The 16,371-nt window shown below is 74.4% G+C and carries 10 protein-coding genes and 1 rRNA gene; 10 read left to right on the forward strand and 1 reads right to left on the reverse strand.

Annotated features, from left to right (window positions below; genetic code table 11):
- Together rrf and ACIRYZ_RS42320 are read left to right on the forward strand one after the other, a co-directional pair.
- Positions 1–82: ribosomal RNA gene (rrf, locus tag ACIRYZ_RS42315) — 5S ribosomal RNA — on the forward strand; the annotation flags it as partial.
- 205 nt (positions 83–287) lie between these two features.
- Positions 288–1,028: an MFS transporter gene (locus ACIRYZ_RS42320; protein WP_402954006.1), complete on the forward strand. Its 741-nt coding sequence runs from the start codon at positions 288–290 to the stop codon at positions 1,026–1,028.
- A 636-nt stretch (positions 1,029–1,664) separates the two neighbouring features.
- On the opposite strand, the gene ACIRYZ_RS42325 is transcribed toward ACIRYZ_RS42320, so the two are convergent.
- Positions 1,665–3,080, reverse strand: a complete 1,416-nt coding sequence (locus tag ACIRYZ_RS42325; protein WP_402953994.1) for a hydrolytic protein — start codon at positions 3,078–3,080, stop codon at positions 1,665–1,667.
- 247 nt (positions 3,081–3,327) lie between these two features.
- Here ACIRYZ_RS42325 and ACIRYZ_RS42330 point away from each other — a divergent pair, with 247 nt between their 5' ends.
- From ACIRYZ_RS42330 to ACIRYZ_RS42365, 8 genes are all read left to right on the forward strand, one after another.
- Positions 3,328–4,089, forward strand: coding sequence for a LuxR C-terminal-related transcriptional regulator (locus ACIRYZ_RS42330; protein ID WP_387628448.1), 762 nt, complete (start codon positions 3,328–3,330; stop codon positions 4,087–4,089).
- 251 nt (positions 4,090–4,340) lie between these two features.
- Positions 4,341–7,595, forward strand: a complete 3,255-nt coding sequence (locus ACIRYZ_RS42335) for a hypothetical protein (protein ID WP_402954007.1) — start codon at positions 4,341–4,343, stop codon at positions 7,593–7,595.
- Positions 7,592–8,302, forward strand: a complete 711-nt coding sequence (locus tag ACIRYZ_RS42340; RefSeq protein ID WP_402953995.1) for a DUF4255 domain-containing protein — start codon at positions 7,592–7,594, stop codon at positions 8,300–8,302. Before ACIRYZ_RS42335 ends, ACIRYZ_RS42340 begins: the two co-directional genes overlap by 4 nt.
- Positions 8,299–10,497: an ATP-binding protein gene (locus tag ACIRYZ_RS42345; RefSeq protein WP_402953996.1), complete on the forward strand. Its 2,199-nt coding sequence runs from the start codon at positions 8,299–8,301 to the stop codon at positions 10,495–10,497. The genes ACIRYZ_RS42340 and ACIRYZ_RS42345 overlap by 4 nt, the downstream gene beginning before the upstream one ends.
- Before the next feature lie 258 nt (positions 10,498–10,755).
- Positions 10,756–12,300 (forward strand): phage tail sheath family protein, encoded by a 1,545-nt coding sequence (locus ACIRYZ_RS42350; RefSeq protein WP_387628454.1) that lies wholly within the window; start codon positions 10,756–10,758, stop codon positions 12,298–12,300.
- Between the two features lie 53 nt (positions 12,301–12,353).
- Positions 12,354–12,794 (forward strand): phage tail protein, encoded by a 441-nt coding sequence (locus ACIRYZ_RS42355; protein ID WP_380615265.1) that lies wholly within the window; start codon positions 12,354–12,356, stop codon positions 12,792–12,794.
- Positions 12,791–13,276 carry a hypothetical protein gene (locus ACIRYZ_RS42360; protein ID WP_380615264.1) on the forward strand — a complete coding sequence of 162 codons (486 nt, stop codon included), beginning with the start codon at positions 12,791–12,793 and terminating at the stop codon, positions 13,274–13,276. The genes ACIRYZ_RS42355 and ACIRYZ_RS42360 overlap by 4 nt, the downstream gene beginning before the upstream one ends.
- Entirely contained in the window at positions 13,273–13,431 is a 159-nt protein-coding gene (locus tag ACIRYZ_RS42365) for a DUF6760 family protein (protein ID WP_181970396.1), read from the forward strand. Before ACIRYZ_RS42360 ends, ACIRYZ_RS42365 begins: the two co-directional genes overlap by 4 nt.
- The last annotated feature ends 2,940 nt before the right edge of the window (positions 13,432–16,371 follow it).

The following is a 16,371-nucleotide window of genomic DNA, read 5'->3' on the forward strand; positions in this document are numbered from 1 at the left end:
CATTCCGAACCCGGAAGCTAAGCCTCACAGCGCCGATGGTACTGCAGGGGGGACCCTGTGGGAGAGTAGGACGCCGCCGAACAATCATTCAGAAATGGCCCCACCCGGTTTCCGGGTGGGGCCTTTTCGCGTTGAGAGGCCGCGAGGTCGCGGCTGATCCGGACGTGTCCGGCAGGAGCGGGCCGACCGACACTGAGAGAGTGCTCCTGTTAGCCTGATTGACATGATCACGAGGGGGTTAGCAACGGTTATCCAGCGGGCCGGGTTCCGGTCCGCAGCAAGCTCTGATCACTGCCAGTTTCGTCAGCAGGGTCGGCAACGGTCTCTTCAACACCGCTGCCATCCTCTACTTCACGCTCGTCGTGCACCTGCCCGCCACACAGGTGGGAGCAGGTCTGACGATCGCCGGCCTCAGCGGCTTGGCGGCCGGCATACCGGCGGGGAATCTGGCCGACCACTACGGGCCACGCGCGATCTGGCTGATGACGCTCGCCCTACAGGCCGCCACAATGGCGGCTTTCGTCTTCATCGACAGCTGGCTCGCGTTCACGCTCGTCGCCACCCTGGACCGGCTGGCTGCCACGGCAAGCGGCGCCGCGGGCGGTGCACTCATGGCGCGAGTGGGCGGTGAACGTCCTGCCGCCTTCCGGGCCAGACTCCGTACCTTCGTCAATCTCGGCGTCGTCGTGGGCACCCTGGGCGCGGCCTTCGCCATCCAGATCAACACTCGCCCTGCCTACACCGGGCTGATCCTCGCGAACGCCGCCAGTTTCGCGTGCACCGGACTGATCGTGTTCCTCGGCGTCCCGAACTACCGACCTCTGCCCCGGCCCAAGGAGCACCGTCAGTGGTCCGTCCTGGCCGACCGGCCGTACGTGTCCTTCGTCGCGCTCTACAGTGCGGGCCTGGGCGCGGCAGGACCTCCAGTGGCCGCATGGGCCGAGCGAACGCGCCCCGGGACACCGGCTACGGAAGCTTCCGCACAACATCGGCAAGGTGAGTCCCCGCTGCTGGAGGCCGACTGCTGAGGTCGAACCGGTGATGTCGCAGGGCGGTTGACCACGTCGGCGTGCCGCGACGGGTTGGGGGCACGCCCCCGGCCATGGAGGCGTGCCCCGGGGGGTACCCGGGGGCACGCCTGTTGGTTCTCCCGGCCACTGCCGAGGAGTTGCGGGCAGCGGGGGTCGGCGTCGCGGACGGCGTCCGGCGGGGGATGTGTCGGTTCGCGGGGCCGGGCCGGTTCGTGAGTGAGTGCGTTCTCGTTGTAGCGGTTTGGTGCACATACGGCCCTGCCGTCGTCCTCCGTGGGGGAACGGCGCGAAGCTGGTGCGAGGAGACGGGGCGTCAGCAGTGCGTCGGGGCAGACTTCGCCGTCCACAAGGGATGGAGGGGGTGCCCTCGGTGGCCTGTCTGCTTACCCCGGGAGGGCAGGTCGGCCGTGTGGGTGCGGTTCGAACGAGTTGTCGGTTGGTGTTCGAACAGGTCAGGGTGTCCCCTGGGTGTTGACATGGTCACGGGGCGCGAGCGGGATTTCGGAAAGGGGGGAGGGTGCGGAGGCGGACGGGCTGGTTCCTAGGGAAGGGGCCCGTTGACACGGTGGGGGTGGCCGGTGCACCTTTCCGGTCCGGTTGCCCGGGGAGGGAAGGTGCACCCTGCACGCCGGTTCAGTTCTTGGGCCTGATGTCGCTCAGCGTGCCGCTGATGTTGAGGAGTTCGTGGCACGTGGCTGCCTGCTTGCCCGAGGCAGGGGTGCCCGGTGACTCGCAGGTCACGTTCGCCGTCACGGTCTGGTCCTCGGGGACCTGGATGGGAGTCACCCAGTGGTAGTCCTGGTTGCGGAAGGTCTCCAAGGCGATGGTGGTGATCGTCTGCTTGCCGGCCGTGATGGTCAGCAGTCCTTGGTCGCCTTGGAAGTTGGCGGCCACGATGTCGGTGATGTCGAAGACCTTGCCGTGCGGCACCTGGTAACTGCCCGCCGACGAGGAGCCGTTCGCGGTCTTCACGTCGATCGTGGCGGAGCTCTGCTGTCCGGTGCCCGGCACTGCCAGGCCCGAGCCGGGGATGTCGCGGCCGCCGGGACCGGTGCTCGACTGCCCGGCGCCCGGCTTGTCCTGGCCGCCGGGGTTCCCGCCGGAGGGGGGTGTCGGTGTGCCGGGGGCGGGCGCGCCGGGGGTCGGGGCCGGGGCCGGGGTGGCGCTCTGCTGGGCGACGGCCTGTTCGGCGGCCTGCTTCGCGGAGCTGCGCACCGCTGGGCGGACCAGGGCGAACCAGGCCAGCAGCAGCGCGATCAGCGCGGCCAGGAGTGCGAGCAGCCACTTGGGGAGGATCGGGAGTTGGACGAACTCACCGTCCAGCAGCGGCTTCTGAAGTGGTGTCGGATCGACGGAAGTAGCGGTCCCGGGCTTGTCGCCGGTGCCCTTGCCGTCCGCTCCCTTGCCGTCCGCTCCCTTGCCGTCCGGGCCCTTGGCGGCCGCGCTCTCCTCGGGGCCCACCGTCACCTCGAACGGCCAGGAGGCCTGCTTGCCGAACCAGATCAGCTTGCGGGCACGCGCCTGCAGCCGCATTTCACCGGACTCGCCCGGTTCGAGGCGCAGCCGCTCCGGGGTGGCCCGGAACCGCAGGTCCTCGCCCGCCTGTGCGGGGGTGGGGACCACGGTGGTGGGGGCGTTCCCGAGGTTGCGCACCGATGTGCGGTAGCGTCCGCGCAGCCAGCCTCGACGGCGCCGGGGAGCGAGCGCGGCCTGCAGCTCGTGGAACGGCGTCACGGTGACCGTGGTCTCCGGAACCGTCACCAGCTCGGGGCGCTCGGTCGGCAACACGCGGATGCCGAGCGGGAATTCACCGGCCCGAGCGGCGGGCGAACGCGGCGGGGCCAGGCGTACCGTCACCGTCTCGGACGTCCCCGGAAAGAGGGAGACCCGGGCCGGCTCGACCGTCGTCCACGCGGCGCAGTCGCCGACCACCTCCAGCGAGTACGCCTCAACGATGTCGAGGTCGTTGCGTACCGTCAGCGTCGTGGTGGCCACGCCACCGGGCGCCACCGTCAGTGCGGGCAGGCCGAGTTCGGCGGATGTGGTCATAGCGCGACGGTAGGACCGGCGGACGGTCCGCGGAGAGGGCCGTGCGGGCAAGGCGTGGGCACACCCCTTGCCCGCACGGACTGACCGACGCTGCCCGGTGCCGTCGCGGAGCACCGTGCGGGGCCGGATGCCCGCAGCCCCCAGGCCCATGGCCTGCCCGCTTCCCCGGCGGCGCAGACCCACGGTCGGCACCGTCCCGCGGCGCCGACCGTCACCACTGAAGGCCGAATGGAGAATGGAGAGTTCGATGACGTCGACCGATGCAACCTGTGAGGGGTCCGTCACCACCCGGCGGATCCCGGCGACGCCGCGGTCCGCCAGTGCCCGGACGATCGGCGCCGCCCGGCCGCTAGCGTCGAGCGTCCCCGCCCAACTGCGCGGCAAGCCGGCCCAGATACGCGTGGCGGTGTACGCGGAGGACCTCATCCTGCAGACCGGTGTGGTCCAACAGCTGCGCCAGCGGCCCGAGGTGGAGCTGCTGAGCGAGAGCGAGGCGGGGAAGGCGGAGGTCTCCCTGCTGGTGGTCGACGCCCTGACCGAGGCGGTGGCCGAGAACCTGCGTCGGCTGCGGCTCGCCACGTCGGGCCGAATCGGCCTGGTGGTGGGTCACTTCGAGGCCGGCGGGCTGCAGACGATCGTGGAGTGCGGGGTCGCCGCCGTGCTGCGCCGCTCGGAGGCGGACCAGGACCGGCTGGTGCACCTCATCACCGCCCTGGCCAACGGTGAGGGCGTGATGCCCGGGGACCTGCTCGGCGAGCTGCTCGACCGGATCGGGATGCTCCAGCGCACCATGCTCGACGGGCGCGGCCTGACCCTGTCCACCCTGACGGCCCGGGAGGCGGAGATGCTCCGGCTGGTCGCCGAGGGTTTCGACACGAGTGAGATCGCCGCCAAGACCTCCTACTCCGAACGCACCGTCAAGAACGTGCTGCACGAGATCATCACGCGGCTGGGGCTGCGCAACCGGGCGCACGCGGTCGGGTACGCCATGAGGCGCGGTCTGATCTGAGGGTTACGGTCTGAGGGTTACGGCCGGAGGGTCACAGGTCTGAGGGTCACGGGTCTGAGGGCTACGGCCCCCAGACCGAGACCGTCCGAGACCCGCCCGCGACCGTGGGCGACCGCCCACGACCGCGGCGGCCTGCCCTTTGGGGACACAGGTTGTTTCCCCCGGCTCGGGCACCCGGGCTCTGTTCCCGGGCGCCCGAGCCGGTGAGACTGCAGGGAGACCGCCCCTGCCAACCTGTGAGGTCGAGCGTGATCGGCGCCCCCGCCACTCCCCGCTCCATCCGGCGGCCGGCCCGAGCCGCCGTCGCGATCCTGCTCGCGCTGGCGGCCGCCGTGCTGACCCTGGGTTCCGCCGCACCCGAAGGGCAGGGCCGGCCCACGTCGCAGGCCGCGGCCGACGACCCGGCCGGCGGGCGGATCGTCTACGCCGGTACGAACCACCGCGGTCTCGGCCGGGTGACCGGCGGGACGTCCAGCACCCCGCTGTTCGGGCCCGGCCCGATCCACTTCGACCAGGAGCCGTCGGCCCGCGGCGACGAGCTGGTGTTCACCAGCCTGCGGGACGGCACCCTGCCCCAGGTCTACCTGCGCGACGCGGCCGGTGCGGTGCACAAGCTCACCACCGGCATGGACACCGCCCACCCCGCGCTGGCCCCGGACGGCAAGGGGGTCGTCTTCGAGGCTTCGGAGGTCGCCAAGGCCGGCGGCAAGCCCCAGCACGTCCTGTGGGTGGTCAACCGGGACGGCAGCGGGCTGCGCCGGCTGACCGACGGCTCGGCCGACGAGATGCATCCGACGGTCTCGCCCGACGGCAACTGGGTCGCGTACGCCTGCAACGGCGACCGGGGGCAATTCCAGATCTACCTGCGTCCGTTCACCGGCGGCGCGCCGGTCAGGGTCACCAACGTGGCCACCGGCAACGCCCTCGATCCGACCTGGAACCCGCTGAACGACGACCAGCACCGCAACCAGATCGTCTACACCTGGGACAAGGGCGACCAGGGCCGGACCCTGATACTCACCTCGCCCACCGGCAACGACAAGGCGTTCTTCCCCGGCACCGGGTCCACCTGGCGGACGGGCTCCGCCTCCTGGCTGTCGGACGGCAGCGGGGTGCTCTTCCTGAGCACCGACCGGCTCAAGTCCGAGGTCCCGGTCGAGCCGCCGGTGGTGAACCTCTACCGCGCGCCGACCTGTGACTGCACCGATCCCCAACTGCTCTACAGCACCGACCGGTTGATCTCGACGCCGACCTGGCTGGGCACCCAGGCCAAGGGCGGGCCGGTGGTGGAGCAGACCAGCGCCTCCGCCGCCAACGTCGCCGACCTCCAGGACGTCCGCCCCGACGGGGCCGACCCGCGCGACCTGGGTGTCAGCGTGCTCAAGGAGGACCCGGCCGCCGACATCAACACCAATCCCGACCCGGCGGCCGACCCGCTCTTCCACCCCGGGCCCGGGTACGACCCGTGGTTCGAGCGGCAGGCCTACACGCCCGACGGCCGGCAGATCGTGGTGACCCGCTACGAGGACTCGCCCGCCGGGCGGATCCAGCGGATCTGGCTGACCGAGGCCGACGGCTCGAACCCGCGCCCGATGAACCTGGCCGGGCGCGGCCCGCTCGACCGGGACACCGACCCCTCCTTGTCACCGGACGGCAAGCTGATCGTGTTCAGCCGGAGCTCCCCGGGCAACGACAGGGAGCCGGCGCGTCCGGGGCGGATCATGATCGCCCAGGCGTCCACGGGGGCGATCGTCGGCACCGTCCAGCCGCCGGCCGGCGAGTCGGGGGCCTCCGACGGTGAGCCCTTCTGGTCCCCCGACGGCAAGCTGATCGCCTTCTCCAGGACCGAGGTGATCAACGGCAACGCCGGCAACATGCACGTCTGGACCGTGCCCGCCGACGACCTCACCCGGCAGAGCGACCTGAGCCGGGCCATCTGCCCGGGCACCTGCAACGTCATCGACGACAGCCCCGTGTTCTCGCCCGACGGCGGGCGCATCGCCTTCAACCGCAAGGCCGGTGACGGCGGGAACAACCGGCAGGACGGGGTGCTGGTCACCTCGCCCACCGGCGGCGACTGCACGGTGGTCCTGCCCGCCGGGCTCGAACACGACAAGGGCGCCTGCTCCCGGCCGCTGCCCGACACCTCCGACATCGGCCCGTTCCAGCCCCGCGACGTCGCCTGGACGGCGAACGGCGCGCAGCTGGTGCTCACCTCCCGCCGGGCCCTGCCACCGAACTCGCCGGAGGGGCTGGCCGTCTACGACTTCGCGGCCTGCACGCTCACCCCGCTCGACTGGCGGCTGCCGGGACGCCAGAAGGAGCCGGCCGTCCAGCAGTCCGTGCACCTGGCGCTGAGCGCGCCCGCCCGGACCCCCGCGGTCCCCGTCGAGGGCGGCACCGACGTGACGATCACCGTCACCAACAAGGGCCCCGCGCCCTCGCCCGGCACCGTCCTGACGGCCTCGGTGCCGTCCGGCGCCCGGCTCGGCGGGCTGACCACACCGGTCGGGCAGTGCGACACCGGGGCGCTGCGCTGCGACCTCGGCACCCTGGCGCCGGGCGCGGTGGTCCGGGTGACCGCCCGTCTGATCGGCACCCGGACCGGCCCGCAGACCTTCGGCTGGAGCGTCACCGGGACGGTGGTCGACCCGAACCCCGGGGACGACTGGGCCGAGACGATCCTGCCGGTGGAGGACGCACCGACCCCCTCGCCCACGCCCACCCCGAGCTCCTCGCCGTCGCCGTCCGCCTCGCCGACGCTCACCCCGACCCCGACCCCGACCCCGACCCCGACACCGCCCGCCTCGCCCACTCCCGCACCGCCCCCGCCCCCGGCGCCGGCCCCCGCACCGACGCCGCTGGCCGGCCCGGGAGTGTCGGTCGACGCCCAGCCCAACCCGGGCTACGTCGGCGGCCGGGTGACCGTCAGCTACACGGTGCGCAACACCGGCCAGGCCCTCGCGACCGGGCTGCGGCTGACCCTCGGTCTGCCCGCCGGGGTGCCCACCGAGGCGCTGCCCCCGGGCTGCCAGGTCGGAGCCTGTGAACTGGCCGACCTGTCCCCGGGCGGCAGCCAGGTGGTCCGGGTGGTGCTGGCACCCGTCGCGGCGATGGAGACCACCGTCACCGCGGAGCTGACGACCACCGGCACCGACGCCACCCCGGGACCGCACCGGGCGAGCACCCCGCTGCGCATCCTGCAGCCCCGGATCGTCGCCGTGCCGCCGATCGGCAAGCCCGGCTTCGTGACCTCCGTACGCGGCGTGGACTTCCCGCCCGGCGCGCCGGTGCGCTTCACCTGGCAGCCCGGCATCACCGCCGCGGCGGCGCCCACCTACCCGCGCGCCGACGGGACCTTCGCGGGCCAGCTGCTCATCCTCCCCAAGGACGAGACGGGTCCGCGGACCATCACCGCCGACGGCCCCGGGTTCTCCCCGGTGACCACGCCCTTCCTCGTGGTGGAAGGCAACATCGGCCCGCCGGGGGAGGTGGAGCGACGGTGATCCACGAGGTCGACGAGGCGTTGCGGCTGCTGCTCGCCGAGGCCGGTCTGCCCGAGCGCGGGGTCGAGGTGGTCTTCGACGCGCCCACCCGGGACCTGGCGGCCCGGCGCACCGCGCCGACGGTCAGCGTCTTCCTCTACGGGATCCGCGAGGAGACGGGCCGTCGGCAGGCCGGCGCGGTCGCCGAGTACGACGAGGACGGCGTGGTGGTCGCCCACCGCGCCGCGCCGCGCTGGTTCGAGCTGGCCTACCTGGTCACCGTCTGGACCAACCGGCCGCAGGACGAACACCGGCTGCTGGCCGAGGTGTTGCAGTGCCTGACCGCCGTGGACGCGCTGCCCGCCCGGGTGCTCACCGGGACGCTCGCCGAGCTCGGACTGACCGTCGGGCTCGACATCGCGGGGCGCGAGACGGGCCTGCCGTCGGTGTCCGACGTCTGGTCCGGACTCGGCGGGGAGCTGCGGCCCTCGATCGACCTCAGGGTGCTCGCGCCGCTGCCGGGCGGGCGTACCCCGGTGGGACCGCCGGTCACCGAGGGGGTGGTGGTCCGCGTCGAGGACACCACCCGGGAGGGCGCGGCATCCGCCGACGGCCCGGGCCGCCGACTGCGCTACCACGGCGGTGCGGACCCCGGACCGGACGGCTTCGCCGCGCCCCGGGACCGCCGCCTGCCGCCGGGCCGCCGGCCGCGGGGCGGGGCGCGATGAACCTGGACCTCAGACCGGCCGCGGCGGCGACCGCCGCCGGGCCGGCCGCGGCCCCGGCCGGCCCCGACCACCTCTGGGAACGGCTGCAGCGGGTCGAGCAACGGGTCCGGGCCGCGGTGCGCGAGCGCCGGGCCGACGACCCGGACCCGGACGACCCCTACCGCGGCCAGTACCTCGGCCCGGAGGCGGTGGAGCGGATCCTGGCGGCCCCCGGTGCGGCGGGCCGACGCGGCACCGCCCCCGAGGGCACCGGCTACCACAGCGGCCACAGCCTCGCCGCTGACGCGTCCGTGCCGCCGCCCGGCTCGCTGCTCGCGCGGCTCAGCGCCGCCTTCGGGCTGCTCCCGGTGGACCTCGACCTCCTGCTGGTGGCCCTCGCCCCCGACCTCGACTCCCGCTTCGAACAGCTCTACGGCTACCTCAACGACGACCTGACCCGACGCCGGGCGACCGTCGGCCTGGCCCTCGAACTGTGCGGACTGCCGGGCGCGGGCGCCGGCCGCTTCCGGTTCTCCACCCGGGCGCCGCTGATGGCCGGCGGCCTCCTGGAGATCTCCGAGCCGGAGCGCCCGCTGCTCACCCGCACCCTGCGCGTGCCGGACCGGGTGACGGCCCATCTGCTCGGCGACGACGAGCCGGACGGCACGCTCGCCGGGCTGGCCCACCGTGCCGTCCCGGGCGACGTCAGCCGCCGTGCCGTCGCCGGGGACGCGCCCGTCGCCGGAGCGGGCGTGGTGCCCGCCGAGCCCGCCGAGCGGCTGCGCGCGGTCGCGGCGGACGGCGGACTCGTGTACCTGCTGGACCGGGGCGGACACGCCGGCCCGCTCGCGGTGGCCGCCCTCGCCGTCGACGGCCGGCCTCCCCTGGTGGTCGACGCCGCCGCGCTGGCCGCCCGCCCGCCGGGAGGCCTCGTACGGGTGCTCGCCCGCGAGGCACGACTGGGCGGGGGCGGTGTGGTGCTCGGGCCGCTGGACCGGCTCGAACCCGAACGGCCCGAGCGGGCCGTCCTGTTGCGCGAACTGTGCGCGGAACTCGCCGGCGTCCCGTTGATCGTGCACGGCCCGCAGGTGTGGGACCCGGCCTGGACGCGGGAGAGCCCCGTGACGGTCACCGTCCCGCCGCCGGACGCGCGCGGTCGGGCCGAGCAGTGGGCCCGCGCCCTGGCCGTCGGCGGGACGCCGCTCAGCGAGGAGCTGACGGACGGGCTGGCCGAGACGGTGGCCGCCTACCGGGTGGACCGGGAGAAGCTGGAGCGGGCCGCCTCGGTGGCGGCCCGGACGGCGGCCGCCGAGCAACGTCCGGTGCGCGCCGCGGACCTACGGGTCGCCGTGCGGGCGCAGAACGCCGCGGGCCTGGCCCGTCTCGCCCGCCGGATCGAGCCCGCGGTCGGCTGGGCCGACCTGGTGCTGCCCGATCCCACCGCGGCCCGGCTGCGCGAACTCGTGCTGCGGGCGCGGCACCGGGACCAGGTGCTCGGGCAGTGGCGGATGCGGCCGGGCGGCGGCCGGGGGAACGGGGTGATCGCCCTGTTCGCGGGGGATTCGGGCACCGGAAAGACGATGTCGGCCGAGGTGGTCGCTGCGGAGCTCGGCATGGAGCTGTACGTCGTCGACCTCTCCACCGTGGTGGACAAGTACATCGGCGAGACGGAGAAGAACCTGGAACGCGTCTTCACCGAGGCCGCCCAGGTGAACGGTGTCCTGCTGTTCGACGAGGCGGACGCGCTGTTCGGGAAGCGCTCGCAGGTCAAGGACGCCCACGACCGCCACGCCAACGTGGAGACGGCCTACCTGCTCCAGCGGATGGAGTCGTTCGACGGGATCGCGGTGCTGACGTCCAATCTGCGCGCCAACCTCGACGAGGCGTTCACCCGGCGGTTGGACGTCATCGCCGAGTTCCCGCTGCCGGACGAGGCGCAGCGGCGCGTGCTGTGGGACCGCTGCCTGGGGCCGCGGCTGCCCCGCGGCGACGACCTCGACCTGGACTTCTGCGCCCGGCACTTCGAGCTCGCCGGCGGCTCCATCCGGGCCTGTGCCGTCTCCGCGGCCTACCTGGCGGCCGGAACGGGCGCCCCGCTGGGCATGGCGCAGCTGGTGGCCGCGGTGGTCGGCGAGTACCGCAAGCTCGGCCGACTGGTGCTGGAGAGCGAGTTCGGGCCGTGGCTGGGCGTCCTCGGGGACACCGGGCGCGCCTGAGCACGGCGGGACACGGCGGGCAAGCCGCGGCGGCGGGGCCGTCCGATCCCGCCCGGGGACGCCCGGTGCGGCGGCGCCGCCGGGGCCACCGGGGACGGCGGGGCCGTCCGAGCCGGCTGGGAGTACCCGCCGCGCTGCCCGCCGGGGGCAGTCGTTCCTGCCCCCGGTCCGGGACCTGGGGACATGTCCCCGGACGGCGCCCGGGCAGCAGACTCGGGGGCGAATGAGGCGAATGACCGGCCACCCGAAGGAGCACGAATGCCGTCGTACCTCACCCCGGGCGTGTACGTGGAGGAGGTCCAGTCCGGTGCCCGGCCGATCGAGGGCGTCGGCACGGCCGTCGCCGCCTTCGTCGGCTTCGCCGAGACCGGTCCCTTCCACGAGCCCACACTGGTGACCAACTGGGACCAGTACGTCCAGCGGTTCGGCGGCTTCACCGAGGGCACCTACCTGGCGCACTCGGTGTACGGCTTCTTCGCCAACGGCGGCGGCTCCGCCTACGTCGTGCGGGTCGGTGACCCGGCCCGACAGGCGTCCGCCGGCGCGCCCGCGGCCGCCAGCGCGCCCCCGCCGGTCGCGATCGCCGGTTTCCTCTTCTCGGCCCTGCCCGGCGTCGGCGAGGTCTCCGTCGAGATCGCCGACGCGGAGGGGGAGAACGTCCCCGAGGACCGGTTCCGAGTGCTGGTCCGCCGGGGCGCCGAGGTCGTCGAGACGTACGACGTCTCGACCCGCCGGAACACCAAGGGCTACGTCGTCACCCAGCTGCGCGAGTCGAAGCTCGTCGCGGTCACCGAGCAGCCCGGCACCGCGCCGAGCCGCCCCGAGCGCGTGACCCACGCCCTCGCCGCCGCCCCCGCGCCCGCGCCCGGGCCGGTGACGGCCCCCGCCACCCGGCTGGACCCCGCCGAGTACGTCGGCGACGCCGCGGCCCGGACCGGCTTCGCGGGCCTGGAGTCGATCGACGAGATCACCATGGTCGCGGTGCCCGACCTGATGAGCGCCTACCAGCGCGGCGACCTCGACGACGAGGGCCTGCGGACCGTCCAGCTGGCGGTGATGTCGCACTGCGAGCAGATGGGCGACCGGATCGCCGTGCTGGACCCGCCGCCCGGCCTGAACGCCCAGCGGATGCGCACCTGGCGCAACGAGGAGGCGGGCTTCGACTCCCGCTACGCCGCGCTCTACTACCCGTGGATCAAGGTGTTCGACCCGGCGAGCGGCCGCAACGTGCTGGTCCCGCCGAGCGGCCACGTCGCCGGGGTGTGGGCGCGCAGCGACGCCGAGCGCGGCGTGCACAAGGCGCCGGCCAACGAGGTCATCCGCGGTGCGGTGGACCTGGAGATCCGCCTCAGCAAGGGCGAGCAGGACCTGCTGAACCCGATCGGCGTCAACTGCGTGCGGGCGTTCCCCGGGCGCGGCATCCGGATCTGGGGCGCGCGCACCCTCTCCTCCGACCCGGCCTGGCGCTACCTGAACGTGCGCCGGCTCTTCAACTACCTGGAGGAGTCCATCCTCCTGGGGACCCAGTGGGTGGTCTTCGAGCCCAACGACGACCGGCTGTGGTCCAGCATCCGCCGGAACATCACCGCGTTCCTCACCGAGGAGTGGCGGCGCGGGGCGCTGTTCGGCCAGACCGCGACCGAGGCCTTCTACGTCAAGTGCGACCGCGACAACAACCCGCCGGAGTCCATCGACCTCGGGCAGGTGATCTGCGAGATCGGCGTCGCGCCGGTGAAGCCGGCGGAGTTCGTGGTGTTCCGGCTGTCCCAGTTCTCCGACAGCACGAGCCTCGTCAACGAGTGACCAGCACGGTCGGCACCCGTCGGTCGGCACCCATCGGAAGGTGACAACAAGCCATGGCTGAAGGCGATCCGCTCTCCACACACATATTCGGCGTCCAACTCGGCGGCTACAACGTCGAGTCCGTCAAGGAGATCAGTAACCTGACGGTCGAACAGGACGTCGTCGAGTACAAGCAGGTGACCCAAGAGGGCAAACTGATCGTCCGCAAGCAGCCCGGCGCCCGGCTGCCGGGCGAGGTGACGATCACCCGCGGCCTCGACAAGAGCGGCGCGTTCACGGACTGGATCAAGGAGACCCTCAACAACGGGGCGATCAACACCGCTCGGCAGAACCTCACCATCGAGGTCAAGGACACCACCGGTGCCACCCTGCGGCGCATCCAGCTGATGAACGCCTGGGCCAGCCGCTGGGAGGGCCCCACGCTCAGCGCCGGCGAGTCCAGCGCCGCGACGGAGACCGTGACCATCGTGTTCGAAGAGATCAGCGTCGAGTGAGGCGGAAGATCGGCCTGGAGGAGCTGCTGGAAGGCGCTCCGGCCCCGCAGAACACCGCGCCGCAGCAGCAGGCCCCGGGGCAGGCCGGTCCGGCCGGGCCCCGGGGGCGGGCGCCGCACACCGAGTTCGAGTTCGAGCTGCCGCTCGGGTACGTCGACGACGAGGGCACGGTGCACCGCCACGGCGCGATGCGCCTGGCCACCGCCCGCGACGAGCTGATGCCGCAGATCGACCTGCGGGTCAAGGAGAACCCGGCCTACCTGAGCGTGGTGCTGCTCAGCCACGTGATCACCAGGCTGGGCGACATCACCGACGTGCACGCCGGGATCGTGGAGCGGATGTACGCCACCGACGTGGCGTTCCTCCAGGACCTCTACCAGCGGATCAACAGCGAGGGCCACACGCGCGCCGCGGTGACCTGCCCGCACTGCGACGGCGCTTTCGAGGTCGACCTCGCCGGTGGGCGCCTGGGGGAATCGTGACGTACGCGCCTGCTCGGCTGTACGAGGAGATCGCGTACATCGCCTACCACTTCCACTGGCAGCGGGAGGACATCCTCGACCTGACCCACCGTGAACGCGGGCAGTGGGTGCGCGAGATCGCGCGGCTCAACACCCGTATCAGCGAAGGCGGGTGAGGGGGGTGGGGCTTCGGGACTGGATCGCCCGCCGGAGGGCCGGCGAGGCCGTGGGCGGCGCTCCCGGCGAGGCTTCCGGCGTCGCCTCCGTCCAGGCTTCCGGTGGTGCCGGGGCCGTCGGGGACACCGGGACGGGCGAGGCCGCCCGGCGCCCGGCGGCGGGGGACGGGGGATGGCGCGCGGTACGCCCGCTGACCCCGACCCTGGCCGGGACGGCGCACGGCGTCAGTGACGGTCTGAGGTTCCGGTCCCGGCTCGCCGCGTGGCAGGACCCCTCGCTCAGCGGCCCGCTCGGCCATGCGGTCCTCCCGTCCGCCCCGGCGGGCGTCCTGCGGGCGGTGGCGGTGCCGGGTTCCCCGTCCACCTTCACGGGCGGGGACGAGCTCGTGCTGCCGGAAGCCGTCGGGGCGGTCGAGACGGTCGGGGCGGTCGGGGCAGGGGAACCGGGGGAGTCCGGGGAGCCGGGCCCGTCGGGTCGGTCGCGGCAGGCGCGACAGGTTCAACGGTCCGTCGGAACACGGCGGCCTCCCGTGCGGCGGCTCCCCGTGCGGTCGGTGCCGTCTGCGCAGCGCGCTGGTCGCGCCGACCGACCGGTCGGGTCGGACGGTGTCGACGGCGGTGCGTCGGCGCCCGCTGCACCGATGCCCGATGAACGGATGTCGGCTGCGTCGGGGCCCGATACGTCGGCGCCCGATGCGTCGGGGCCTGCCACGGCTGCCGCGTCCCCGAGCCGGAACGCGTCGGCGGGTCGGGCCCGTCCGGTGCGGCCGCGCCCGGTCGGCGAGGCCCTGACCGTGGCGCGCCGTCCCCAGTTGCTGCCCGCGCGCCCGGTGACGGTGCTCCGGGCTCCGGGTGGAAGGCCGGAATCGGCCGACGCTCCGTCGGGCCGGAGCACGGATGCGGTGTCGACCGCGTCGGTGGCCGAACCGGCCGAGGGAGTGCGGCCGTCCGAGAGCGCCGAGGCCGCCGTACGGACGGCGGCCGGTCCGGGCGACGCAGCCGCGCCCGCGCGAGCCGGTCGGCCCGACGCGGTGGTGCAGCGCGCGCCCGTGGCGAACACCTCCGCGCCGGCCCGTCCGGTCCTCGGCGCGCCCTTGACCACGCTGCCCGCGAGCGCCTCACCGCTGCCCGCGGCCGGCCCCCGGACGCCTGACGCCGCCTCGGGTGCGCCCGCCATGCCGGTCGTCCCCGCCGCTGCCGGGCCCGCCGGCACCGAGCCGGGCGAACCCGGGCGCGCCGCTCAGCCCGGGACCGGCCGCCGCGAAGCCGCCCCTCGCCGACGCACCCGTACGGCCGCCGGTGCGAGTGGGCCCGACGGCGCCCGGCAGCCCGGACGTGGGGGTCACGACGCCGCCCCCGGCCTACCGAGCCGTACGGCCGCCGATGCGGGCCGTTCGACACCGACACCGGCACCGTCCCCGTCCGGCCCCGGAGGTGGGCCGGTCGGCGACGTATCCGTCCAGCGGGCGCCGGCCGGGCCTGGGACTTCCTCGCCCGCACCGTCGTCGTCCGCCCCCGAACGCGCCGGACAGCTGCGCCCCGAGCCGGCCGCTGCCCCCGCCCGTACGCGTACGGGCCTGGGTGCGCCGCTCGACGCGCTGCCGCCGACGGCGGCCGTGCCAGGCGGCACCGCGCCGCTGCTCGGCGGGCGCGGACCGGTCCGGCGGATCACGGGCCCGGTCGCGAGTGCCGCTCCGGGCAGCCGTACCGAGGGCGCGACGGAGCAGCGCGTGCTCCCCGTCGCCGCGCCCCCGGCCGATGAAGGGCCGCGCGTTCAGCGAGCCATCGGACGCCCCGGCGACGGCCCCGCGGACTCGACAGCCGTACCGCGTCGGGCCGATGAGGGCCGTTCGGCAGACCGCCCCGGCCCGGTCGGCGGCGGCCGAGGTGTGCACGCGAGTACCGAACGCGCCGGGAGCGGACCGGCGCCCGGCCGCGCGGCGGTTCCCGCCGCCGTGCCCGCCGCCATGCCCTCCGGCGCCGGGACGGGCCCGTCGTCCGGCGCCCCCACGCCGTCGCCCGGCGCCGGCCCGGAGCGCCGACCGGGCGGCGCGCCGCAGTCCGCCGTCCCGGCACACCGAACCCGTCCTGCCGGATCTCCGGGCCAGGGCAGTGCCCCGGGCCAGGGCGGCGCTCCGCTCGGAGGGACGAGCGGACCGGTGGTTCCCGTGCGGCCGCTGGCCGGTGGCCCGCAGGTGCAGCGGGCCGCGGAACGCACCGGCCCCAGGCGCGGGTTGATCGGCGAGCGCCCGATGCGGTCCGTCCTTGCCGCCCCGACGACGCCGTCCGTGACCGGTACCGGTACCGGCAGTCGTGCCGACGCCGGTACCCAGGCTCCCGCCCCGCTCGTGGTGCCGGCCGTCTGGACCCGGTCGCTCGCGCCGGGTACGGGCGCCGAACCGCCCGCCGCCGTGCCGACGGCAGGGCTCGACGGCGGCCGACGGAGCGGGGTCGTGGCTGCTCCACAGCGCTCGCGGACGTGGCAGTCTCCGAGTGCGGGAGAGGGCCGGACCGCCGCTGGGCAGCCGTCCTCGCAGGGGAGTCCGGTGCAGCTCCGTGCTCAGGGCGCCGCTGAGGCGTCGGGTCGTTCGTCCGGCACCGGTACGGTGCGCGGGATCGTGGCCGCACTGCAACGTTCGCGGACGCGACGTCCGTCGGAGCAGCGGGCCGACCGTCCGTCAGCGGAGGGAAGCCCAGTGCCGCCCGGTGCCCCCGTTTCCGTGTCGGCGCCGAGCGCGGCCGGCCCGGTGCCACCGGAGGCACGGTGGCCGCAGGGTGGTGTCGCCTACGCGGACCGCGCGACCCCGCAAGGTGTCACCGCGTCCGCGCTCACGTCCGCGCCCTCGACTGCGTTCAGGTCCGCAGGGCGTCCGAGGTTCGGCGACTCCGGGGCGCCGTCCGCCGTGGCGCGTGCCGCGCGCCCGCCCGTGGTCCGGCCCG

The sequence above is a fragment of the Kitasatospora sp. NPDC101155 genome (genome assembly GCF_044768305.1).
Classification (GTDB): domain Bacteria; phylum Actinomycetota; class Actinomycetes; order Streptomycetales; family Streptomycetaceae; genus Kitasatospora.

Excerpts from the sequence above, each read along its gene's own strand:
- ACIRYZ_RS42325 (WP_402953994.1), bottom strand. The coding sequence starts at position 3,080 with ATGACCACATCCGCCGAACTCGGCCTGCCCGCACTGACGGTGGCGCCC.
- ACIRYZ_RS42330 (WP_387628448.1), top strand. The coding sequence starts at position 3,328 with ATGACGTCGACCGATGCAACCTGTGAGGGGTCCGTCACCACCCGGCGG.
- ACIRYZ_RS42345 (WP_402953996.1), top strand. The coding sequence starts at position 8,299 with ATGAACCTGGACCTCAGACCGGCCGCGGCGGCGACCGCCGCCGGGCCG.
- ACIRYZ_RS42350 (WP_387628454.1), top strand. The coding sequence starts at position 10,756 with ATGCCGTCGTACCTCACCCCGGGCGTGTACGTGGAGGAGGTCCAGTCC.
- ACIRYZ_RS42355 (WP_380615265.1), top strand. The coding sequence starts at position 12,354 with ATGGCTGAAGGCGATCCGCTCTCCACACACATATTCGGCGTCCAACTC.